Below are 21,494 nucleotides of genomic sequence, written 5' to 3'. Positions count from 1 at the left end.
CCGGGCCCGCGTCATCGGCGCCAGTTCACCATGGTACGCAAAAACCGTGCCAGATGTGGTGGAAATCGGCCCCGACAACACCGGATCGTGCGCGACGTTGAGCCAAAAGCCGAAAAACCATCAAGATTCCCCCTCGCATGACCCTGAAATCCCGATTAATGTGCCCGCCAATGGGGGGAGGCTTCTGCCTTCCGAAACGGATCGACGAACAGATCGTAAGTACGGTGGGCGGCATGAACCAACCAATCGAAAGCGGACGGGTGAGCACGGACGAGGCAAACCGGGGACCTAAAGGCGCTGGCCTTTTCTCAGTTCTCTCCAGGGGCCTGCGCCATGGTCTGGTGGTCGGTACTGTCCTTCTGGGCGGCGTCGCGACCATGTCCACCCCCCTCTTCGCACAGGGTCAGTACGCGCCGGTGATCAAGGTCAATGACGACATGATCACCGCCTACGAACTGAGCCAGAGAACGGCCTTCCTGACCCTCCTGCGCGCGCCCGGCGATGTACGCGAACTGGCGCGCGAGCAGTTGATCAATGAAAAGCTGCAACTGGCCGAAGCCGAGCGTCTTGGCGTTGCCGTCACGGAAGAACAGATCGCCGAGGGCATGCTCGAATTCGCGGCACGCGGCAATCTGGACATCGAGCAGATGACCGAGTTCCTCGCGCAGGCCGGCATCTCGTTCGAGACGTTCCGCGATTTCACCCGCGCCGGCATCCTCTGGCGCGAAGTTGCCCGGACCCGGTTCCTGTCGGCCGGCCAGCAGATCACCGAGAGCGAGATCGACCGCGCCTATGCCGAAGCCGAACCCCAGCCAGGTGTGAAACTCCTCCTGACCGAGATCATCCTGCCGGCCTCCTCGCCCGAGAGCGAGAAAGCCTCCATGCTGCGCGCCGAACGGCTCGCCCAGATCTCGGACCCAGCCGAGTTCGCCGAAGCCGCGACACGCTTTTCCGTCGTCGGCTCGCGGCTCGCGAAGGGCGAACGCGACTGGATGGATATCCTCGCCCTGCCCCCCGAAGCGCAATCCGCGCTGCGAAACACCACCGAGGGCAATACCTCGCGCCCGGTCATGATCCCCGAGCTTGGCGTGGCGGTCTATTATGTGCGCGACCGCGAAACCATCACCTCGACGAACGTGGGCACGCTGCTCGAATACGCCGCTTTCCTCATTCCGGGCGGGCGCACCGAGGCGACCATGGCCGAAGCCGCGAGGATCCGGACCGAGGTCGACATCTGCGACGACCTCTACCCGATCGCCCGCGGCCTGCCTGCCGATCAACTTGTCCGCGAGGAATTGCCGGAAGGGTCGGTTCCCGCCGCCTATCGCGGCGAGTTGAGCAAGCTCGACCCCGGCGAGGTTTCCACCGCGCTCACGACCTCTTCCGGCAACGCCCTTGTGTTTCTCATGCTCTGCAACCGTCGCAATGCGGTGCCCGACAGCGTGAGCCGTGCACAGGTCGCTGACGCGCTGCGCAATCAGCGTGTGGGGGCGCTTGCCAACGACCTGCTGGCCGATCTGCGTGCACAGGCGCGGGTCGAGTATTTCTGACCTCCGATGTCGGTCAAACCCATCGCCGTGTCGATCGGTGAACCTGCCGGCATCGGTCCCGAAATCATTTCCCGCGGATGGGAGCGGCTGGCCGGCGAGGTCGATTTCTTCGTCATCGGCGACGCCCGCCACATCGACGGCCCCGTCGTCCGGATCGCCCACCCGGACGAGGCGGCAACGGCGATGTCCTCGGGCGTGCCCGTCTTTCACCGTGATTTCGGACCGGCCCGCACCCCGGGCGAGGCGCAGCCCCCCCATGCCCGGCATGTGATCGACGCGATCCGCGAAGGCGTGACCCTCGCTTTGTCGGGCGCGGCTTCAGCGCTCGTCACGGCCCCGATCCACAAGAAGGCGCTGAAGGACGGCGCCGGCTTCACCTTTCCGGGCCATACCGAATATCTCGCCCATCTCGCCGGGGTCGACGACGTGGTGATGATGCTGGCCTGTCCCGAGCTTCGCGTGGTGCCCGCGACGATCCACATCCCGCTGGCCGAAGTGCCATCGGCGTTGACGCGGCAGGGCCTCGCCACGACGATCAGGATCACGCATGCGGCGCTTCGCGAACAGGGCTTCCGCAATCCCCGCATCGCGATTGCCGGGCTCAACCCGCATGCCGGCGAAGGCGGGGCGATGGGACGCGAGGAGATCGAGATGATCGCGCCGCTCATCGCCGATCTTCGCGCCGAAGGGCTTGCGCTCGTCGGCCCATTGCCCGCCGACACCATGTTCCACGCGAAGGCGCGGGAAGGCTATGACGTGGCGATCTGCATGTATCACGACCAGGCCCTCGTGCCGATCAAGACCATCGACTTCGCGGGCGGGGTCAACGTGACGCTCGGACTGCCCTTCGTGCGCACATCGCCCGATCATGGCACGGCCTTCGACATCGCGGGCACCGGACGCGCCGACCCGACGAGCTTCATGGCCGCGTTGCGCATGGCGCGCGACATGTCCGCCAAGGCCGCGTCATGACGGCGCTCGACGGGCTGCCCCCGCTCAGGCAGGTGATCGCGGCTCATGAGCTTACCGCGAAGAAGTCGCTCGGCCAGAACTTCCTGCTCGACCTGAACCTGACCGCCAAGATCGCGCGACAGGCGGGAGACCTCTCTGCCTGCGATGTGCTGGAGGTCGGCCCCGGGCCGGGCGGGCTCACGCGCGGGCTGCTCGCGGAAGGGGCGCGCAAGGTGCTCGCGGTGGAGAAAGACGCGCGCGCGATGGGTGCACTTGCAGAAATCGCCGCGCATTACCCCGGCCGGCTCGAGGTCGTGAACGCCGACGCGCTCGAGATCGACCCGCTGGCCCATCTCACGCCACCGATCCGGATCGTGGCGAACCTGCCCTACAACGTGGGGACCGAGCTTCTGACCCGATGGCTCACGCCCAAGGTCTGGCCCCCTGCCTGGGAGAGCCTCACGCTCATGTTCCAGCGCGAGGTCGCGAACCGGATCGTGGCCACGCCGGGGTCCAAGACCTACGGCCGTCTGGCGATCCTGTCGCAGTGGCGCACCGACGCCCGGATCGTGATGGAATTGCCGCCGGAGGCCTTCACGCCACCACCCAAGGTGCATTCGGCGGTGGTGCACCTCGTCGCCCTGCCCGAGCCACGGTTCCCGGCGGATGCGGGTGTTCTGTCGCGCGTGACGGCGATGGCATTTCAGCAACGGCGCAAGATGCTGCGCGCGTCGTTGAAGGGGCTGGGCGGTGACGTCGAGGGGCTTCTGGAAGAGGCCGGGATCAAGCCGACGGCCCGGGCCGAGGAAATCGGTCTGGAACCGTTCTGTGCCTTGGCGCGGTTGGTGGCGGCGCGCTGAGGTCCGGCTTCGAATTTCGGCTGCGCCGAAATCCGACCGTGTTGGGGGGCTAGCCCCCCAAACCCCCCAGGATACTTATGGACCAGAGAAGCTAGGGACGCGGTTGGCTGAGGATGCCGCCGCCCACATTAGCCGCGACGCCGGTTGTCGCGGGGCAAGAGGTCGGCAGGCCGCGCGCGACGCGGACGGCAAGGAAGGCAAAGGCCTGGGCTTCGAGCATGTCACCGTCGAGGCCGACCGTTTCAACCGGCACGACGGGCCGGTCGAGGCGCTTCGTGAGTTCCGCCATGAGCGCCGGGTTCCGGCGCCCTCCTCCGCAGACGAGCACACGCTCGGGCGGGCTTGGGCAATGCTCCATGCCACGGGCGACGGCCCCGGCGGCGCAGGCGGTGAGCGTTGCAGCCGCATCGGCATCCGGAAGATCCGCGACGGAGGCCAGAAGGCCTACGAAGGTGTCGCGGTCGAGGGACTTGGGCGGTATGCGCAGGAAATAGGGATGGTCGAGGAACCGGGCGACGATGCGTTCGTCAGATGTGCCCCTGATCGCGAGAGCGCCATCCTTGTCGAAGGGCTGGCGCAGGCGGGTCTGGAGGAGGTCGTTGATCGGCGCATTGGCCGGACCGGTGTCGAAGGCCAGGAGCGCCCCGTCATCTTCGGGCCGTTCATGTTTCGGCTCGATCCAAGTGATGTTCCCCACACCGCCGAGGTTCAGGAAAGCGAGCGGTTCGCGCGCGCCGATCCATTTGGCCAGGGCGAAGTGGTAGAAAGGGGCGAGCGGCGCGCCCTCGCCCCCGAGCGCCACATCGGCGGAACGGAAATCCCAGACCACGGGTCGGTTCAGGGCATCGGCGAGCGCCTGCCCGTCGCCGGCCTGATGGGTGCCTTTGCCGCGCGGATCATGGGTGAGGGTCTGTCCGTGGAACCCCACAAGGTCGACGCCGTCGAAGCGTGCAAGGAGATTGCGGTGGGCGCTCAGGGTGACCTCGGCTGCGGCCGCGACGCCCTCTTCGCCGGGCCAGTGGCCGAGGGCAGCGCGCAGCACCGAGGCTTCGTTGTCGGAGTAGGCCTGATAGACGCTGTCGCCGAAGGCGAAGACCCGCTGTCCATCGGTCTGCAGCATCGCCGCATCGACGCCGTCGAGCGACGTGCCGGACATTGCGCCCAGCGCCCAGATCGGACCCTTTGTCTTCATGGCTTTTCCTCTGCCCTCTTGCGGCTTATAGAAAGCCCTCGAACGCCAGACAATGGACGGATTGCCCATGACCTACCATCCGAAATCGGACTTCATGCGTGTGATGATCGAGCGCGGCTACCTGGCCGACTGCACCGATTATCAGGCGCTCGACGAGGCTTTGGTGAACGGGGTGGTGACCGCCTATATCGGTTATGACGCGACGGCCAAGTCGCTGCACGTGGGCCATCTGCTCAACATCATGATGCTGCGTTGGTTGCAGAAAACCGGGCACAAGCCGATCACCCTGATGGGCGGGGGCACCACGAAAGTGGGCGACCCGAGTTTCCGGTCGGACGAGCGGCCCCTGCTGGGACCGGAGCAGATCGACGCGAATATCGCCGGGATGAAGCAGGTGTTTGCGAAATACCTGACTTACGGTGAAGCGCCGACTGACGCCTTGATGCTCAACAACGCCGAATGGCTCGACGACCTGAATTACCTCGAGTTCCTGCGCGACATCGGGCGGCATTTCAGCGTGAACCGGATGCTGTCCTTCGAGAGCGTGAAATCACGCCTCGACCGCGAGCAGTCGCTGTCGTTCCTAGAATTCAACTACATGATCCTGCAGGCCTATGACTTCCTTGAACTGAACCGCCGCTACGGCTGCGTCTTGCAGATGGGCGGGTCGGACCAGTGGGGCAACATCGTCAACGGGATCGACCTCACGCGGCGGGTGCTGGATCACGAGATCTATGGCCTGACCTCGCCGCTGCTGACCACGTCGGATGGCAAGAAGATGGGCAAGAGCCAAGGCGGGGCCATGTGGCTCAATGCCGATATGTTGTCGCCCTACGAATTCTGGCAGTTCTGGCGCAACACGACGGATGCGGACGTGGGCCGGTTCCTCAAACTCTACACCGAGCTTCCGGTCGAGGAATGCGAGCGGCTTGCGGCTCTGCCGGGCAACCAGATCAACGATGCCAAGATCGTGCTGGCCAATGAAGTGACGACGCTTTGCCACGGGGCCGAGGCGGCCAAGGCGGCGGAGGCCACCGCGCGCGAAGTGTTCGAGAAGGGAGGTGTCGGGGACGATCTGCCGACGCTCGTCATAACGGCGGAGGAAGTGGGCGAAGGGATTTCCATTGTTCAGCTGATCACGCGCTCGGGGCTTGCCGCTACGGGCAAGGAGGCCAAACGCCTCATCGCCGACAAGGGTGCCAAGCTGAACGACGCCGATGTGACCGACGGTGGGCTGATGATCACGCAGGCGGATCTCGCGGAGCCGATCAAGCTGTCGGCGGGCAAGAAGCGTCACGCGCTGGTCACGCTGGGCTAAGGGAATGGGGCGCATGGCATTGGTCCAGCGCGCCCTTCCCCCGGTCTGAACGCGATGGCGAAACCGCACCATCACCGCACGATCATCCTTGGCGCAGGCGCGGCGGGACTGTTCTGTGCCGCCAATTCCGGGGGCGATACGCTGGTCATCGACCATGCCGCGAAGCCCGCCGAGAAGGTGCGGATTTCCGGTGGCGGGCGGTGCAATTTCACGAACCTGGACGTGACCCCGTTCAACTTCCTGAGCCAGAACAAGCATTTCCACAAATCCGCGCTGGCGCGTTACACGCAATGGGATTTCATCGACCTCGTGGCACGTCATGGCATCGCCTGGCACGAGAAAACCCTGGGACAGCTTTTCTGCGACGACAGGTCCACGCAGATCGTCAACTTGCTGATGACCGAGGCGGCGAAGGCCGGTGCCGTGGTCCAGCTGGACACAAAGATCACAAGCGTGACCCATGCGGATGGCCGCTTCACCGTGGCGACGTCGCGCGGCGATTACACTTGCGACAACCTTGTCCTCGCCACCGGCGGCAAGTCGATCCCCAAGATGGGCGCGACGGGCCTTGCCTATGACCTCGCCACGAGGTTCGGGCATGAGATTGTCGAGACGCGCCCTGCCCTCGTGCCCTTCACCTTCGGAGACCGCTTCGCGCCGATCTCGGGCACGGCGGCGCGCGCGACCGTGTGGAACGAAGCGGCGTCCTTCGCCGAGTCGGTGCTCTTCACGCATCGCGGCATGTCCGGTCCCGCGATCCTTCAGATCTCGTCCTACTGGCGCGAGGGCGAGGCGGTGCACATCGACCTCATCCCCGACACCGACCTCTACGAAGTCCTGCGCGATCAGCGGCAGCACGAGGGTCGCCGGGCGCTGACAACGGAACTGGCGCGGCACCTCCCGGCCCGGCTGGTCGAACACCTCGCACCGGAGCTTGGCCTGGCCGGCAACCTTGCCGATCAATCGGACGAGCGATTGAAGGCGTTGGATGCCGCCCTGCGCGACTGGGTGCTGACGCCCACGGGGTCCGAGGGCTACCGCACGGCAGAGGTCACGTTGGGGGGTATTTCCACGGAGGGGCTCTCGTCCAAGACCATGATGTCCAAGCACCTGCCCGGCCTTTACGTGATCGGTGAGGCGGTCGACGTAACTGGATGGCTCGGTGGCTACAACTTTCAATGGGCGTGGTCGTCGGCCCATGCCGCCGGGACCACCATCGCGCGTGGTTTGGCGCTTTAACCCCGCTGCGCGCGCCGCTACTCTGCCCTCAACGACAGGAGCACCCATGAAAATCGCGAGCTTCAACATCAACGGGGTCAAGGCCCGCCTGCCCGCCGTGACCGAGTGGCTCAAGGAGGCCGATCCGGACGTCGTGATCTTTCAGGAAATCAAATCCGTCGACGAGAATTTCCCCAGAGAGGCCTTCGAAGACCTAGGCTACAACGTCGAGACACATGGCCAGAAGGCGTTCAATGGCGTGGCGTTACTGTCGAAACGCCCGCTCGAGGACGTCACGCGGGGCCTGCCGGGTGGGACGGGCACCGGGCGCGACGGCGAGGACGACGAACAGGCGCGCTATATCGAGGCGACCGTGATGGGCGACACGGCGGCGGTGCGCATCTGCGGGCTCTACCTGCCCAACGGCAATCCCGTCGGCGACGAGAAATTCGCCTACAAGCTGCGGTGGATGGAACGGCTCGAGGCGCGCGCGAAGGAATTGCTCGCGCTCGAACAGCCCTTTCTAATGGCCGGGGACTACAACGTCATCCCGCAGGGGATCGACGCGCGCCACCCCGAGAACTGGCGCGACGACGCGCTCTTTCAGCCCGAAAGCCGGGGCGCGTTCTGGCGGCTGTGCAATCTGGGCCTCACCGATGCCTTCCGCGCGCGCAATCAGTCGGCCGAGCAGTTCACCTTCTGGGATTTCCAGCGTGGTGCCTGGCAGCGAAACGACGGTATCCGGATCGACCATTTCCTGCTGTCGCCGCAATGCGCCGATCTTCTGACTGACTGCCAGATCGACAAGGCGGTGCGGGGCCGCGACAAACCCTCGGACCACGTACCGATATGGGTCAATCTCGCCGCGTAAGGGGTTACCTTGGCTCGAAAAATCATCATCGACACGGACCCCGGTCAGGACGACGCGGTTGCCATCCTGCTGGCGCTCGCCTCGCCCGAGCTCGAGGTTCTGGGGATCACGGCGGTGGCCGGAAACGTGCCGCTGCCGCTCACTCAGAAGAACGCCCGCATCATCTGCGAGGTGGCGGGCAAGCCCGAAACCCCGGTCTTCGCAGGCTGCGACGCACCGCTACAACGCAAGCTCGTGACGGCGGAGCATGTGCATGGCCGCACCGGGCTCGACGGACCGGAGCTTTGGGAACCGGAGATGGCGCTTCACAGCGAGCATGCCGTCGACTTCATCATCGACACGCTGCGCGTGGAAGAACCGGGGAGCATAACGCTCGCCTCGCTCGGGCCGCTGACGAATGTCGGAAAGGCCTTCCAACAGGCCCCCGACATCATCCCACGCGTGGCCGAAATCGTGTCGATGGGCGGAGCCTATTTCGAGGTGGGAAACATCACGCCCGCCGCCGAATTCAACATCTATGTCGACCCGGAAGCGGCGGAAATCGTTCTGAAATCCGGGCTCCCTATCACGCTCATGCCGCTCGACCTGACTCATAAGGCGCTGGTCACCAAGGCGCGCAACGACCGCTTCCGCGCGCTGGGGAACCGCACCGGCACCTTCACCGCCGAGATGACCGAGTTCTTCGAACGGTTCGACAAGGCGAAATACGGCTCCGAAGGCGCGCCTCTCCACGATCCCACGGTGATCGCCTATCTGCTGCGGCCAGAGCTTTTTTCCGGCCGCTTCGTCAATGTCGAGGTCGAGGTGCAGTCCGAGCTCACGCTCGGTATGACCGTCGTCGACTGGTGGGGCGTGACCGACCGCGCGCCGAACGCGACCTTCATGAGCGATCTGGACGCCGAGGGTTTCTTCGAACTGCTGACCGAACGGCTTGCGCGGCTTCCCTAGCGTTCCTACCTGAGGACCATGCGTGCCTCATTCGATAACTCTTATGCCCGCCTGCCCGAGCAGTTCTATGCCCGGCAGATCCCCGTCCCGGTCGCCTCGCCGCGCCTGATCGCCGTCAATCGGCGTCTGGCCGAAAGCCTCGGGATCGACCCGGACAGCCTGACCGCCGAAGAACTTGCCGGGAACCAGGTGCCCGACGGGGCCGAGCCGCTGGCACAGCTCTATGCCGGCCATCAGTTCGGTAACTTCGTGCCACAGCTTGGCGACGGCCGGGCGATCCTTCTGGGCGAGGTCATCGACCGGGACGGCAAACGCCGGGATATCCAGCTGAAGGGCGCGGGCCGGACACCCTATTCCCGGGGCGGTGACGGGCGCGCCTGGCTTGGCCCGGTTCTGCGTGAATATGTCGTGTCCGAGGCGATGCATGCGCTCGGCATACCCACGACTCGCGCACTCGCTGCCGTAGCCACAGGCGAAAACGTGATCCGTGAAGCGGTGCTCCCGGGCGCCGTGCTGACCCGTGTTGCGTCTTCGCACCTGCGTGTGGGCACCTTCCAGGCCTTTGCCGCCCGTGGCGATACCGAGGCGCTGAGGCTTTTGACAGAACATGCCATCGCCCGGCATTTCCCCGATGCCGAAGGCCCGCTTGGGCTCCTCAAGGCAGTGACCCAGGCTCAGGCACGGCTTATTGCGGGCTGGATGTCGGTCGGCTTCATCCATGGGGTCATGAACACGGACAACATGGCGATCTCGGGCGAAACGATCGACTACGGTCCCTGCGCCTTCATGGATGCCTACCACCCGGCGACGGTGTTTTCGTCCATCGACCACCAGGGGCGCTATGCCTATCAGAACCAGCCCAATATCGGGATCTGGAACCTCGCGCAGCTTGCGACCTCCCTGCTTCCACTGATCGAAAGCGACCGCGAGGAGGCTATCGACAAGGCGGAAGAGGTGCTTCACGCCTTCCCGGATCACTTCGGCGCGGAATGGATCCGCCTGTTCCGGGCGAAGATCGGTCTGGTCACGCAAGATGACGGCGACGGGGCGCTCATTCAGGGGCTGCTCTCCCGGATGGCCACGTCGCAGGCAGATTTCACGAACACCTTCCGGGCGCTCGTGACCGGTGACGCCTCGGAGCAGTTGACCGACCCCGGCGCATGGGACAGCTGGCAGGGCGAGTGGCAGGCCCGTCTGGCCCGCGAGCCGGACGATCCGGCAGCGACCATGCGGGCCGCGAACCCCGCGGTTATCCCGCGCAATCATCGGGTCGAAGAGATGATCACGTCGGCCGTCGAAGGCGACTTCGCCCCCTTCGAACGCCTGAACGAGGTGCTCGCCCATCCTTACGACGAGGGTCCGCTCACGGCCGACTACGCCACGCCGCCGCTCCCGTCCGAGCGTGTCCTGCGGACCTTCTGCGGCACCTGACGAACCCCTCGATTCAGACCTGTGCCCCCTCCGCATCCCGCTGTACGAACCCTTCGTCGCCCGCGGAGCCGACACCCTCGCACGCGTCCAGTTCCGCCTCCAGCGCCGCGATCTGCGCACGGATCCTTGCGGCGCGGTCGTCCTGCACCACGGTCGCGTCGTGCCGGGCTTCCCGGGCGAGCTGCGCGCTGCCCCGCCGGAACCAGCGTCGATTCCGCAGAATGAACTCTGCGATGACCCCCATCGGGCCCGCGCGCATCCGCCACCGCAAGAAGGCATAGCCTGTCGCGGCACCCACGCCGGCGCCAAGGCAGTCCACGATCAGATCGCCCATCGTATCCATGAGCCCGGACTTTTGCATGTTGGTGCCGAAGGTCTGGTCCATGCCGAACTCGAAGATCTCCCAGATCACGCCGATGGTCACGGCGAAGGAAAACGAAATTCCTGCCACCGCATAGGGTGGCGCGGCATAGCGGTCGCCCTCGAACATGAGAAGCGTGAGGACGCATCCGACGATGCCGAAGCCCACCGCGCTCGCCCCGTGAAGTGCGAGATCCCACCACCAGAACCGGTCGTAGAAGGCATAGGCCTCGCCCAGGAAGATCGTCCCGAAGAGAAACAGCACGATCCCCGTGTAGAAATAGACCGGAATACGAAGGTCGAACCGCTCCGCCATATAGGCCGGAGCCATCGACAGGGCGATGGTGGCAAGACCAACGGCTCCGATCATGAAATCGCGCAGGGCAAAGGCCGCGATGCTGGCAAGGAGCAGCACGATCCAGACCGCATAAGTGATAAAGCTGTGACGACGCAGAAACATGGTGCGAAAATGACTGGCAACTCGTTTCGGTTCCGGGCGTTATGACATCATGACAGAAGGTGCCATAAAAGTCGCGAGCTATAACATTCGCAAAGCTGTCGGTCGGGATCGTCGTCGTGACCCCGCCCGTATTCTGGACGTGCTCAACACGCTCGATGCCGATGTCGTCGTATTGCAAGAAGCCGACAAGCGGCTGGGGCAGCGCCCCGCCGCCCTACCGCCCCGGATGATCTCGGATCACACGGACTTCGTTCCGGCACCTCTCGCCACCAATGCCGTGTCGATCGGCTGGCACGGAAACGCTGTGCTCGTCAAACGCGGGATCGAAGTGACCGGCTGCACGCGGATCGACCTGCCCTTCTTCGAACCGCGCGGCGCGGTGGCGGTCGAGATCGAAGACCGCTTCCGAGTGGTCGGGGTCCATCTCGGGCTTCTCAGGCGCCATCGCCATGGTCAGCTCCGCCAGTTGCGCAGCATCCTGACCGAACGCAACATTCCCACCGCGATCCTCGGCGATTTCAACGAATGGTCCCGGCTCGAAGGGATGGAGGAGCTTGGCTCGGATTTCCACCTCCACATGCCCGGCCCTTCCTATCCCACGGTTCGGCCGACGGGCGCACTGGACCGGGTGGCGTTGACCCATGACATCGAGGTGCGCGAGAAGGGCGTGCACATGACAGAACTCACGCGGATCGCCTCGGATCACCTGCCGGTCTGGGTGAAGCTCACTCTGCCGGATGGGGCCGTGCGACCTGCCGTTTCGGCGGTCGGTTGATCAGGACGATCCCGCCCGCGACCAGAGCGAGCTTGAGCGCGATGGAAGCCGACATCGGTTCGTCCAGCACCAGCCAGCCCAGCCCGACCGAAATGATCGGGGTCAGGAACGCGAAGCTCGCGATGGCCGAAGCCTTGTAGCGATTGAGAAGCCAGAACCACGCAAGGAAGGCCGCCGCCGCGATCACCACCGTCTGATAGCCAAGGCCGACCCAGTGCAGGGGCACGAGGTCCCGGATGAAGGGTCCGAAGAAGAGCGCGGCAAAGAGCAGGATCGGGCCGGAGATGAAAAGCTGCCAGAACATCTGCATCTCCGGCGACACCCGGTTGAGCGAGGTCACCCGTGCAAGGATCGCGACTCCCATCCAGCCCAGCGCCCCCATGAGCGCGGCCAGGTCACCCCAGATGTTCGCGGTTCCGGGGACACCTGCGTCGCGGTCCGCGATCGCCCAGACCACACCGCCCATGGCGAGCGCCAGCCCGGCAAGCTTGACCGGCGTCAGCCGTTCCCCCGGAAGCAGGAAATGCGCCATGATCGCGGTCCAGACCGGCATCGAATAGAAGATCACGCTGGTCCGCGTCACCGTGGTCAGGTCGAGCGCGATGAAGAGCCCGAGGAACTCGATCGAGAACACGACGCCAATCGCCAGTCCCGCCCCGATCGTGCCGGCCCGGAAATCGAGCCGCTGCCCACGAAACCGCATCCAGAGCCAGACGCAGAAGGCCGCGCCCACGGATCGAAGCCCGGCCGCGAAGACCGGCTGAAGCCCGTCGTTCACCAGCTTGATGATCACGTGGTTGAGGCCGAGCCCGACCGAGATCAACAAGAGCATCGCGACCCCGAGCCCTTCCAGATTGCGTTTTTCTTCCATCGGCATGCGCCTCCTTCGGGGTCGACAGGACGTTGCGAGTGCGACGAAGTCAATCGCAGCGCCACGTCATGGCATGTTTGCCTGCGCACAAGACCGTGCTAACCAGTCACAAATACGCGCATTAAGTGCAGGGACAGGTTATGGAATTTCTTCAGATCGCTTCGCTGCTGATCGTGCTGGCCGGCGTGTTCGGGGCCATCAACTACCTTTTCTTCAAGCTGCCCAGCTCCATCGGCATCCTTGTGGTGTCCTTGCTCGCGTCGCTGTCGATCCTGCTTCTGGAAGTGCTCCTGCCCTCCACCTCCATGTCGGAAACGGTGCAGGCCGTGGTCCGCTCGGTCGATTTCTCGGACGCCCTCCTGGAAGGCATGCTGGGACTTCTGCTCTTTGCGGGCGCCCTGCATGTGAAGCTCGAGGACCTGAGGGCGCAATGGCTGCCGGTGTTCCTGATGGCGACCATCGGCGTAGGGCTGTCCACCGTGGTGGTGGGCGTCGGGTTCTCCTGGATCACCGGCATGCCGCTTCTCATCGCGATGGTCTTCGGCGCGCTCATTTCGCCCACCGATCCGGTCGCGGTCCTGGGCGTTCTGCGCGAGGCATCCCTGCCCAAGTCGCTGGAGACCAAGATCGCGGGCGAGTCGCTTTTCAACGACGGGGTCGGCTATGTCGTCTACCTCGTCCTCGTGGGCATCGCCTTCGGTGCTGCCGGACATGGGGAAGAGGCGCATGGTGGCGGCGGGCTTGTCGATGCTGCGCGGCTTTTCCTGCTCGAAGCCGGCGGCGGCGCGCTTCTGGGGCTGGTCTTGGGCTGGCTCACCTTCCGCGTGATGCGGCTCATCGACGACTATTCGCTAGAGGTGCTCATCACGCTCGGGCTCGCCTTCGGGGGCTACGAGTTGGCCGTCGCGCTGCATGTCTCGGCCCCGATCATGGCAGTTTGCGCCGGGCTGTTGATCGGCGAGGTCGGCGCGAAGCACGGCATGAGCGAGGAGACCCGCAAATATGTCGATGCCTTCTGGAAACTGGTGGACGAGATCCTGAACGCGGTTCTCTTCCTCATGATCGGCTTCGAGATCTTCCTCGTCGTCTTCGATGCCACGACCATCATCGCGGGCCTTGCAGCGATCGTGTTGGCGCTCCTCGCGCGGCTCGTCGCGGTTGCGGTGCCGCTTCTCATCCTGCGGCCCTTTTCCGACAGTTCGCCCGGCGTGATCCCGATCATGACCTGGGGTGGTCTCAAGGGCGGGATTTCGGTCGCTCTTGCGCTCGCGCTCCCCGAGAGCGAGTGGAAGACAGTCATCCTGACCGCGACCTACGTGGTGGTCATCTTCTCGATCATCGTTCAGGGTCTGACCATCAAGCGGCTCGCGAACCGGGTCGGGCGCGAACCCGAACTCGTATGACCGGACGGCAGACCCCATGACCGACTACCTCGTCTACGACGTTTTCACGAACCGGCGCTTCGGTGGCAACCAACTTGCGATCATCCCCAACGGGACCGAGGTCGCCGAGGGCGATCTGCAACGCATCGCGCGGGAGTTCAACTTTTCCGAGACCGTGTTCCTGTTCCCCCCGGACGGGGACGGCGTCGCGAAGGTCCGCATTTTCACCCCGACGATGGAGGTGCCCTTCGCTGGCCATCCGACCATCGGAACGGCGATCTTTCTGGGCGAGGCGGGACTTGGCCCCCACTTCGTCCTGGAACTGGGCGTCGGGCCGATGGAGATCACCGTCGCCCATGGCCGCGCATCCTTCACGACGCGGGTGCCCCTGACGCGGGTCGCGGAACCGGACCGCGCCCTCGTCGCCCGTGCGCTCGGCCTGCCCGAAAGCGTGATCCTTGGCCAACCGGTGATGGCGGGACTGGGTCTTGCCTTCACCTTCACGGAACTGGCCGACCGGGATGCGCTCTCCGATATCGTCTGCGATGTTGCGGCCTTTCGCGAAGGGCACGCGCGCCACCCGAACGGGCTCGATTTCGCGCAGGCCGCCTATGTCCGCGACGGCGACCTTGTTCACATGCGCATGTTCGCGCCCCTCGACAACATCCCGGAGGACCCGGCCACTGGATCGGCCGCCGCCGCCCTCGGAGCGCTTCTGTGCGAGGCGGAGGGTCCGCTCGATCTGACCATTCATCAGGGCGAAGACATGGGCCGTCCCTCGGTGATCGGGGTGCGGGCAAAACCCGGCGCCGTGACCGTCGCGGGACAGGCCGTGCGCGTCATGGAAGGCAAGCTGGTGTCGTGACACTCTGGGTCTGTCTTCTGCGCGGGATCAACGTCGGTGCGGACCGGAAGCTTCCCATGAAGGACCTGAAGGCCCATATGGCGGCGCTCGGGGCCGAGGCGATCGAAACCTACATCCAGTCGGGCAACGTGGTCTTCGAGGGCGACATCGACGCGGCACGTTTTTCCAAGGCTTTGGCGGCGGCGGTCGAGGGCACCCATGGGTTCGCACCCGAAGTCATGGTCCTGCCCGCGGACGTCATCGCGACGGCCAAGGCCGCCTACCCCTTCGCCCCCGACGCCGAAGGCGACAAGCCCGCGCATATCTGGTTCTGTTCGCGGGAACCCGTCTCTCCCCACCTCCCGAAACTCGACGCGGTGGCGCTCACGAGCGAGGAATATGCGCTCGAAGGTCGGTTCTTTTTCCTGCGCGCACCCGAGGGTATCGGCAGGTCGAAACTCGCGGCCAAGGTCGAGCGCGTCCTGGGTGTCCCCGCGACCGCGCGCAACCTCAAGACGGTGGCGAAGCTGGACGAAATGATCCGCGCCCGCGGCTAGGTCGCCGCCGGCTGCCAGGCATAGAAGGTGATCGGGTGCCCCCAGACGTGATGCGCGGCCTCGTGGGTTTCGACCATGCCCATGCGCAGATAGAACGCCCGCGCCCGCTGGTTCGCCGAGGGCTTGTAGAGCGTGAACCCCTCTGGCATCCGCGCACAGGCACGGGCGAAGAACGCCGTGCCAAGTCCGCTGCGCAACACGCGCGGGTCGAGGAAAAGCTGGTCGAGCACCCCTTCGTCCGGTTTCAGGTTCAGAAACCCGAGGATCCGGCCGTCCTGATCCGCCACCGTCACCTCGCCGCCTTCCAGGATCTCGGCGAGCTTCTCGCGAAAGAACTCCATGCCCGGCCAGTCGATCTCGTCCACGCCCATGACGCGCACGCTGTCGCGCCACAGGACCGCAAGCGCCTCGAAATCCGCGGTGACGTAATCACGAAAGACAATGTCATCCATCACCGAACGTCTCTTTTCCTGACTGCGTGATCCGGGTTAAGGGCGTGGGACACTCTGCCTTGGAGACACGCCTTGGACAACCTGCGCGGCGCCCTTCTGATGACCCTTGCGATGGCGCTCTTCGCGTCTGAAGACGTGCTGGTCAAAACCGTGACGGCGCGCGTGCCTTTGGGTCAGGTTATGATCATGCTCGGCGCGGTGGGCGCGGTCGCCTTCGGCCTCATGGCGTGGCGGCGGGGCTATTCGCCCTTTGCATCGTCGTTCTTCCACCCCGTCATCATCGTGCGGAACCTTGGCGAGGTCTTCGGCACGACCTGCTTCGTGGTCGGCCTGATGGTGCTCCCACTTGGCCTGATCTCGGCAATGCTTCAGGCCAACCCGCTCTTCGTGAACCTCGGCGCGATTGTCTTTCTGGGGATGAGCGTCGGCTGGCGTCGCTGGCTCGCCATCGGCGTGGGGCTCGCGGGCGTCCTCGTGATCCTGCGGCCGGGGATGGAGAGCTTCCGTCCCGAGGCGCTCCTCGGGCTTGGCACAGCCATCGGACTTGCCGCCCGCGATGTGGCCACGCGGATGCAGCCGGCCCATGTCCACGCGCTCCAGACATCGAGCTGGGGGTTTTTCATGGGGGTCCCGGCGGGGATCCTGCTTCTCGCCTTCGATCAGGGCCCCATCGTGCCGCTCGCCAGCGACACCGCGATGATCCTGGCCGCGACCTGCCTTGGCATGGTCGGTTATTACCTTCTCACCCGCGCGATGCAGACCGGCGACGTGCCGGCCGTGACGCCGTTTCGCTACACGCGCCTCATCTTCGCAATCCTCTTCGCCTTCTTCATCTTCCGTGAAGTGCCCGACAGGCTCACCATTGTGGGGTCGGTCATGATCATCGGGGCCGGGCTCTATACCCTCATCCGCGAGGCACAGACCGCCCGCCGGCTGCGCCGCGTGACCCCGGTCGCCTCGCCCAGCCGCGTCGGGACCTGAGCGCAATTCGTTTGCGCCATCAACCTGCATTGGGCGTTGAAGACGGCGACCTGCCTGCTATGAAGACCCCAACGTGAACAAGGGGGTTCCCATGAGCATCATCATCGACATCCACGCCCGCGAGATCCTCGACAGCCGGGGCAACCCGACCGTCGAAGTCGACGTCATGCTGGAGGACGGCACCATGGGCCGCGCCGCCGTGCCCTCGGGCGCCTCGACCGGGGCGCATGAGGCGGTGGAAAAGCGCGACGGGGACAAGTCGCGCTACATGGGCAAGGGCGTTCTGGACGCGGTGGCCGCGGTGAACGGCGAGATTGCCGAGAACCTCGTGGGGTTCGACGCCACGGACCAGGAAGCCATCGACCGCGAGATGATCGAGCTTGACGGCACGCCCAACAAGGGCCGCTTGGGTGCCAACGCGATCCTCGGCGTATCGCTCGCCACGGCGAAGGCCGCCGCCGATTTCTCGGCCCTGCCGCTTTATCGCTACATCGGCGGCTCCGCCGCGCGCATCCTGCCGGTCCCGATGATGAACATCATCAACGGCGGCGAACATGCCGACAACCCGATCGACATTCAGGAATTCATGATCATGCCGGTTGCCGCGGAGAACATCCGCGAGGCCGTGCGCATGGGATCGGAAGTGTTCCACACGCTGAAAAAAGAGCTTTCCGCGGCTGGCATGTCCACGGGTCTGGGCGACGAGGGCGGTTTCGCGCCCGAACTCGGCTCAACCACCGACGCGCTCGATTTCATTCTGAAATCCATCGAGAAAGCAGGCTACAAGCCGGGCGAAGATATCTACCTCGCCTTGGATTGCGCCTCGACCGAATACTACAAGGGTGGCAAATACGAGATGAAGGGCGAAGGCAAATCGCTCTCCTCCGCCGAGAACGTCGACTACCTTGCCGGGCTTTGCGCCAAATACCCGATCATCTCGATCGAAGACGGCATGGCCGAGGACGATTGGGAGGGCTGGAAGCTGCTCACAGACAAGCTGGGCGACACAGTGCAGCTCGTGGGCGACGACCTCTTCGTGACCAACCCGGCGCGGCTGGCCGATGGCATCAAGCAGGGCGTCGCGAACTCGATGCTCGTCAAGGTGAACCAGATCGGCTCGCTGTCGGAGACGCTGAAGGCCGTCGATATGGCGCATCGTGCCCGCTACACCAACGTCATGTCCCACCGCTCGGGCGAGACCGAGGACTCGACGATTGCAGACCTCGCCGTGGCCACGAACTGCGGCCAGATCAAGACCGGCTCGCTCGCGCGGTCGGACCGGCTCGCCAAGTACAACCAGCTGATCCGGATCGAGGAAATGCTGGGCGACGTGGCCGAATACGCGGGCCGTTCGATCCTGAAGTGATCCGAGCCGCAAACGGACCAAAGGCCCGCCCCCGCGCGGGCCTTTTTCTATGGCTTCTGGCCGCGCCATTGCTCAATCTGCAAAGATGATCGAGACGAAGAACGATATCGCAGACCTTGTCGGAAACGCTGCTTTCTCGGAGGTAGCCGCGCTCGCCATGGACAAGTCCGACTTCGCGCCCGCGTTCTGGGACCTCCGGAGCGGGCTTCTGGGTGAACTCGCGCAGAAACTCGTCAACTACAGACTCACCCTGACCCTGACCGGCGACTTCTCGCAGGAACTGGCCGCGTCGCGCGCATTCCGCGACTTCATCCGCGAGAGCGCGGTATCCGGGCCGATCAGCCTCGCAGAGGACGACAGTCCGCGCGAGCCCTGAAACGCGAACGACCCCCGAACCTTGGCTCGGAGGTCGTTCAGGAGTTTCCTGTTGCGAGTGAACCGCCCCTCACGGGTCCGTCGTGAACTGCGTTCCCGCCTCTGCATCCGCCTTGGTCCAGTCGCGCTTTACCCCGAGCCGGAGCACGAGCTCCGAGGCCACGAAGGTCGAGGAATATGTCCCGACCACGATGCCCCAGATCATCGCAAAGACGAAGCCACGGATCACGTCGCCGCCCAGCACGAAGAGCGAGATAAGCGCGATCAGCGTGGTGAAAGACGTCATGAAGGAGCGCGCGAGCGTCTCGTTGATCGAGAGGTTCAGAAGCTCCTTCAGGTCCATTTTCTTGTAGCGGCGCAGGTTCTCGCGCACACGGTCAAAGACGACCACGGTGTCGTTCAGCGAATACCCCACGATGGTCAGGAGCGCCGCGATGATGGCCAGGTCAAAGCGGATCTGAAGCGCGGCGAAGATGCCGATGGTCAGCGTGATGTCATGGACGAGCGCAAGCACGGCGCCGACCGAGAACTGCCATTCGAAGCGCAGCCAAATATAGACGAGGACGGTGCCGATGGCGGCCAGAACCGCCTCGACCGCCGTCCAGATCAACTCGCCCGACACTTTGGGCCCGACGCTTTCCACGGCGGCAAAGGTCAGCTCGGGGTCGACGGCGTTCAAGGCGGTGCGCACCTCGGCAATCTGCTCGGGCGTGATCGCCTCGTCCGCGTTCTGTGCGCCGATACGGATCGAGGCCACGTTGCGGTCTGCGCCGAAGGTCGAATCGAAAACCTCCGTGATCGACACGTCACCCAGATCGAGCGGCGTCAGCGCGTCGCGGTAGGCACCCACGTCCACCGCCGCCGGGCTTTCAGTCCGGATCGAGGTGCCGCCTTTGAAATCGACGCCGAAGTTCAGCCCGAAGGCGAAGAAGGCGACGATGGACAGGACAAAGAGCACGCCGGACAGGCCCAGTGTGTAGCGGGAGCGACCGAAGAAATCGATGTTGGTCACATCGGGTATGATTTTGAGACGCATGTCAGACCTCGATCGTTTTCGGACGGCGGCGTTCGAACCAGATGACGACAAGCAGGCGCGTCACGAAGATGGCGGTGAAGACCGAGGTCACGATCCCGAAGAGAAGCGTGACGGCAAAGCCCTTGACCGGACCGGACCCCATGAAGAACAGGATACCGGCAGTCAGCACCGTGGTGATGTTGGCGTCGAGAATGGCGCTCATCGCCTTTTCATAGCCCAGGTCGATGGCCCGCGCCGGTCCGCGCCCGTTGCGAATTTCTTCCCGGATACGTTCAAAGATCAGCACGTTCGCGTCGACCGCCATACCGATCGTCAGCACGATCCCCGCGATACCGGGCAGCGTGAGCGTCGCGCCGATGGCCGAGAGAAGGCCAAAGAGCATCCCCACGTTGATCATGAGGGCGATGTTGGCAAAGACGCCGAAGAGCCCGTAGGAGGCGAACATCATCAGGATCACGCCGACAAAGCCGACGATGGCCGCGATCTTGCCCGCCTGAATGCTGTCCGCCCCCAGTTCCGGGCCGATGGTGCGTTCCTCGAGGAACGTCATCTCGGCTGGCAGCGCACCCGCGCGCAGGAGCACGGCGAGATTGGTCGATTCCTCGACGTTGAAGTTCCCCGTGATGATGCCCGAGCCACCCGTGATCGCCTCGTTGATCCGGGGCGCCGAGATGACCTCGTTATCCAGAACGATGGCGAAGGGCGAGCCCACATTCTCGGCGGTATAGTCGCCAAAAAGACGCGCGCCATGCGGGTTGAAGCGGAAGTTCACCGCCGGTTGTCCGTTGCGGTCAAAGGCGGGCTGCGCGTCGACAAGATCCTCGCCGGTCACGACCGGGCGATCCTCGAGCACGTAGTAGACGCCCTCCTCGTCGGTCGAAGGCAGCAGCACGTTGTTCGGGCCGGGGTTCGCGTTCGCGTCGCCCGTGCGGCTCAGGACCGGCTGGAAGGTAAGCTGCGCGGTCGTGCCGATCAGCGCCTTCAACTCGTCCGCCGACCCGAGACCCGGAACCTGGATCAGGATACGATCCTCGCCCTGACGCTGGATCGTCGGCTCGCGGGTGCCGACCTCGTCCACCCGGCGGCGGATGATCTCCAGCGATTGCTGGATCGTGCGGTCGTCGGTGGCGAGCTTCTCGGCATCGGACAGTTCCACGACGATCTGGTCGCCTTCGACCGAAACCACAAAGTCCGTCGATCCGGTGCCGGTGATCGAGATCACGGGTTGCGCCAGTTGCCGAACCAGTTCGGCGGCATCGTCGATGTTGTCGGTGTTGCCCACCTGGATGCGCAGGGTCCCGTCCTCGGTCGGCATCTTGCGGATGGTGCCCACCACCGCGCGGCTTTCGCGCAGGATCGGAAAGACCTCGGCCCAGATCGAATCCATCCGCTGGTCATAGACCTGCTCGACCTGCACCTCGGCCAGAAGATGGGCACCGCCACGCAGATCGAGCCCAAGGTTCACGAGCCGCGAAGGGAGCCAGTCCGGCCAGGCCGAGCGGTCCGCCGACTGTTCGTCTGTCGCCGTCCCTCCCGAAAGCTCGATGGCCTTGACCGCATCGTTGTGCGTTTCGACCCGTGGGTAAAACAGGTTGGGCGTGGCATAGACCAGCCCCAGCACGACAAGACCGATGATCACGATCCGTCTGAATAGCGAGATATGAAGCATGTGGCCCTGCCCTGCCTTCTTGGTTTT

The 21,494-nt window shown here is 64.6% G+C and carries 21 protein-coding genes; 15 read left to right on the top strand and 6 right to left on the bottom strand.

The window, feature by feature from the left end; translation table 11 throughout:
* The first annotated feature begins 233 nt into the window (after positions 1-233).
* From KJP29_RS10980 to rsmA, 3 genes are read left to right on the top strand one after another with little or no spacing between them, the layout of a single operon-like run.
* A complete protein-coding gene (locus KJP29_RS10980; protein ID WP_218463600.1) occupies positions 234-1,550 on the top strand; it encodes a peptidylprolyl isomerase in 1,317 nt (438 codons plus the stop codon).
* A 6-nt stretch (positions 1,551-1,556) separates the two neighbouring features.
* Entirely contained in the window at positions 1,557-2,522 is a 966-nt protein-coding gene (pdxA, locus tag KJP29_RS10975) for a 4-hydroxythreonine-4-phosphate dehydrogenase PdxA (RefSeq protein WP_218463599.1), read from the top strand.
* On the top strand, positions 2,519-3,361 hold the full coding sequence (gene rsmA, locus KJP29_RS10970) for a 16S rRNA (adenine(1518)-N(6)/adenine(1519)-N(6))-dimethyltransferase RsmA (RefSeq protein ID WP_218463598.1): 843 nt from the start codon (positions 2,519-2,521) through the stop codon (positions 3,359-3,361). Before pdxA ends, rsmA begins: the two co-directional genes overlap by 4 nt.
* A gap of 91 nt (positions 3,362-3,452) precedes the next feature.
* Here the strand turns inward: rsmA and KJP29_RS10965 are convergent, their stop codons facing one another.
* Positions 3,453-4,553: an anhydro-N-acetylmuramic acid kinase gene (locus KJP29_RS10965; RefSeq protein ID WP_218463597.1), complete on the bottom strand. Its 1,101-nt coding sequence runs from the start codon at positions 4,551-4,553 to the stop codon at positions 3,453-3,455.
* Positions 4,554-4,620: 67 nt separating this feature from the next.
* Between KJP29_RS10965 and tyrS the strand changes: the two genes are divergently transcribed.
* Genes tyrS through KJP29_RS10940 form a run of 5 tightly spaced genes read left to right on the top strand, consistent with a single transcriptional unit; the run spans position 4,621 to position 10,339 of the window.
* The gene (gene tyrS / locus KJP29_RS10960; RefSeq protein ID WP_218463596.1) at positions 4,621-5,871 is read left to right on the top strand and encodes a tyrosine--tRNA ligase; all 1,251 of its coding nucleotides are present in this window, start codon (positions 4,621-4,623) and stop codon (positions 5,869-5,871) included.
* Positions 5,872-5,925: 54 nt separating this feature from the next.
* The gene (locus tag KJP29_RS10955; RefSeq protein WP_218463595.1) at positions 5,926-7,110 is read left to right on the top strand and encodes an NAD(P)/FAD-dependent oxidoreductase; all 1,185 of its coding nucleotides are present in this window, start codon (positions 5,926-5,928) and stop codon (positions 7,108-7,110) included.
* A gap of 46 nt (positions 7,111-7,156) precedes the next feature.
* Entirely contained in the window at positions 7,157-7,960 is an 804-nt protein-coding gene (xth, locus tag KJP29_RS10950) for an exodeoxyribonuclease III (RefSeq protein ID WP_218463594.1), read from the top strand.
* Between the two features lie 9 nt (positions 7,961-7,969).
* Positions 7,970-8,908 carry a nucleoside hydrolase gene (locus tag KJP29_RS10945; RefSeq protein ID WP_218463593.1) on the top strand — a complete coding sequence of 313 codons (939 nt, stop codon included), beginning with the start codon at positions 7,970-7,972 and terminating at the stop codon, positions 8,906-8,908.
* Positions 8,909-8,926: 18 nt separating this feature from the next.
* Positions 8,927-10,339, top strand: coding sequence for a YdiU family protein (locus KJP29_RS10940; RefSeq protein WP_218463592.1), 1,413 nt, complete (start codon positions 8,927-8,929; stop codon positions 10,337-10,339).
* Between the two features lie 13 nt (positions 10,340-10,352).
* Here KJP29_RS10940 and KJP29_RS10935 read toward each other — a convergent pair whose 3' ends face one another.
* On the bottom strand, positions 10,353-11,159 hold the full coding sequence (locus KJP29_RS10935) for a hypothetical protein (RefSeq protein ID WP_218463591.1): 807 nt from the start codon (positions 11,157-11,159) through the stop codon (positions 10,353-10,355).
* 49 nt (positions 11,160-11,208) lie between these two features.
* Between KJP29_RS10935 and KJP29_RS10930 the strand changes: the two genes are divergently transcribed.
* Positions 11,209-11,934 (top strand): endonuclease/exonuclease/phosphatase family protein, encoded by a 726-nt coding sequence (locus KJP29_RS10930; RefSeq protein WP_255553570.1) that lies wholly within the window; start codon positions 11,209-11,211, stop codon positions 11,932-11,934.
* Here KJP29_RS10930 and KJP29_RS10925 read toward each other — a convergent pair.
* Complete coding sequence (locus KJP29_RS10925) at positions 11,885-12,811, bottom strand: DMT family transporter (RefSeq protein ID WP_370630864.1); 927 nt, start codon at positions 12,809-12,811, stop codon at positions 11,885-11,887. The two genes, KJP29_RS10930 and KJP29_RS10925, sit on opposite strands and share 50 nt — an antisense overlap.
* A 134-nt stretch (positions 12,812-12,945) precedes the next feature.
* Here KJP29_RS10925 and KJP29_RS10920 point away from each other — a divergent pair, with 134 nt between their 5' ends.
* From KJP29_RS10920 to KJP29_RS10910, 3 genes are read left to right on the top strand one after another with little or no spacing between them, the layout of a single operon-like run.
* Positions 12,946-14,208: a sodium:proton antiporter gene (locus KJP29_RS10920; protein ID WP_218463590.1), complete on the top strand. Its 1,263-nt coding sequence runs from the start codon at positions 12,946-12,948 to the stop codon at positions 14,206-14,208.
* A gap of 16 nt (positions 14,209-14,224) precedes the next feature.
* Entirely contained in the window at positions 14,225-15,052 is an 828-nt protein-coding gene (locus tag KJP29_RS10915) for a PhzF family phenazine biosynthesis protein (protein WP_218463589.1), read from the top strand.
* On the top strand, positions 15,049-15,588 hold the full coding sequence (locus KJP29_RS10910; protein WP_218463588.1) for a DUF1697 domain-containing protein: 540 nt from the start codon (positions 15,049-15,051) through the stop codon (positions 15,586-15,588). The genes KJP29_RS10915 and KJP29_RS10910 overlap by 4 nt, the downstream gene beginning before the upstream one ends.
* On the opposite strand, the gene KJP29_RS10905 is transcribed toward KJP29_RS10910, so the two are convergent.
* A complete protein-coding gene (locus tag KJP29_RS10905) occupies positions 15,585-16,040 on the bottom strand; it encodes a GNAT family N-acetyltransferase (RefSeq protein WP_218463587.1) in 456 nt (151 codons plus the stop codon). The two genes, KJP29_RS10910 and KJP29_RS10905, sit on opposite strands and share 4 nt — an antisense overlap.
* A gap of 72 nt (positions 16,041-16,112) precedes the next feature.
* On the opposite strand from KJP29_RS10905, the gene KJP29_RS10900 reads away from it, so the two are divergent.
* From KJP29_RS10900 to KJP29_RS10890, 3 genes are all read left to right on the top strand, one after another.
* Positions 16,113-17,021 (top strand): DMT family transporter, encoded by a 909-nt coding sequence (locus KJP29_RS10900; RefSeq protein WP_218463586.1) that lies wholly within the window; start codon positions 16,113-16,115, stop codon positions 17,019-17,021.
* Positions 17,022-17,112: 91 nt separating this feature from the next.
* A complete protein-coding gene (gene eno, locus KJP29_RS10895) occupies positions 17,113-18,387 on the top strand; it encodes a phosphopyruvate hydratase (protein WP_218463585.1) in 1,275 nt (424 codons plus the stop codon).
* Between the two features lie 49 nt (positions 18,388-18,436).
* Complete coding sequence (locus KJP29_RS10890) at positions 18,437-18,763, top strand: DUF4180 domain-containing protein (protein ID WP_255553568.1); 327 nt, start codon at positions 18,437-18,439, stop codon at positions 18,761-18,763.
* Between the two features lie 69 nt (positions 18,764-18,832).
* Here the strand turns inward: KJP29_RS10890 and secF are convergent, their stop codons facing one another.
* Both secF and secD read right to left on the bottom strand, forming a co-directional pair.
* Positions 18,833-19,798 (bottom strand): protein translocase subunit SecF, encoded by a 966-nt coding sequence (gene secF / locus KJP29_RS10885; protein WP_218463583.1) that lies wholly within the window; start codon positions 19,796-19,798, stop codon positions 18,833-18,835.
* A 1-nt stretch (position 19,799) separates the two neighbouring features.
* Positions 19,800-21,467, bottom strand: coding sequence for a protein translocase subunit SecD (gene secD / locus KJP29_RS10880; protein WP_218463582.1), 1,668 nt, complete (start codon positions 21,465-21,467; stop codon positions 19,800-19,802).
* Positions 21,468-21,494: the final 27 nt, after the last annotated feature.

Origin of the sequence: Maritimibacter sp. DP1N21-5 (genome assembly GCF_019218295.1) — a bacterium.
Classification (GTDB): Bacteria; Pseudomonadota; Alphaproteobacteria; order Rhodobacterales; family Rhodobacteraceae; genus Maritimibacter.
This window is presented reverse-complemented; position numbering and strand designations above follow the sequence as displayed.

Bases quoted from the DNA above. Each gene is read 5' to 3' on its own strand.
- KJP29_RS10980 (WP_218463600.1), top strand. From the start codon at position 234: ATGAACCAACCAATCGAAAGCGGACGGGTGAGCACGGACGAGGCAAAC.
- pdxA (WP_218463599.1), top strand. From the start codon at position 1,557: ATGTCGGTCAAACCCATCGCCGTGTCGATCGGTGAACCTGCCGGCATC.
- rsmA (WP_218463598.1), top strand. From the start codon at position 2,519: ATGACGGCGCTCGACGGGCTGCCCCCGCTCAGGCAGGTGATCGCGGCT.
- KJP29_RS10965 (WP_218463597.1), bottom strand. From the start codon at position 4,553: ATGAAGACAAAGGGTCCGATCTGGGCGCTGGGCGCAATGTCCGGCACG.
- tyrS (WP_218463596.1), top strand. From the start codon at position 4,621: ATGACCTACCATCCGAAATCGGACTTCATGCGTGTGATGATCGAGCGC.
- KJP29_RS10955 (WP_218463595.1), top strand. From the start codon at position 5,926: ATGGCGAAACCGCACCATCACCGCACGATCATCCTTGGCGCAGGCGCG.
- xth (WP_218463594.1), top strand. From the start codon at position 7,157: ATGAAAATCGCGAGCTTCAACATCAACGGGGTCAAGGCCCGCCTGCCC.
- KJP29_RS10940 (WP_218463592.1), top strand. From the start codon at position 8,927: ATGCGTGCCTCATTCGATAACTCTTATGCCCGCCTGCCCGAGCAGTTC.
- KJP29_RS10935 (WP_218463591.1), bottom strand. From the start codon at position 11,159: ATGTTTCTGCGTCGTCACAGCTTTATCACTTATGCGGTCTGGATCGTG.
- KJP29_RS10930 (WP_255553570.1), top strand. From the start codon at position 11,209: ATGACAGAAGGTGCCATAAAAGTCGCGAGCTATAACATTCGCAAAGCT.
- KJP29_RS10925 (WP_370630864.1), bottom strand. From the start codon at position 12,811: ATGCCGATGGAAGAAAAACGCAATCTGGAAGGGCTCGGGGTCGCGATG.
- KJP29_RS10920 (WP_218463590.1), top strand. From the start codon at position 12,946: ATGGAATTTCTTCAGATCGCTTCGCTGCTGATCGTGCTGGCCGGCGTG.
- KJP29_RS10915 (WP_218463589.1), top strand. From the start codon at position 14,225: ATGACCGACTACCTCGTCTACGACGTTTTCACGAACCGGCGCTTCGGT.
- KJP29_RS10905 (WP_218463587.1), bottom strand. From the start codon at position 16,040: ATGGATGACATTGTCTTTCGTGATTACGTCACCGCGGATTTCGAGGCG.
- eno (WP_218463585.1), top strand. From the start codon at position 17,113: ATGAGCATCATCATCGACATCCACGCCCGCGAGATCCTCGACAGCCGG.
- KJP29_RS10890 (WP_255553568.1), top strand. From the start codon at position 18,437: ATGGCTTCTGGCCGCGCCATTGCTCAATCTGCAAAGATGATCGAGACG.
- secF (WP_218463583.1), bottom strand. From the start codon at position 19,798: ATGCGTCTCAAAATCATACCCGATGTGACCAACATCGATTTCTTCGGT.
- secD (WP_218463582.1), bottom strand. From the start codon at position 21,467: ATGCTTCATATCTCGCTATTCAGACGGATCGTGATCATCGGTCTTGTC.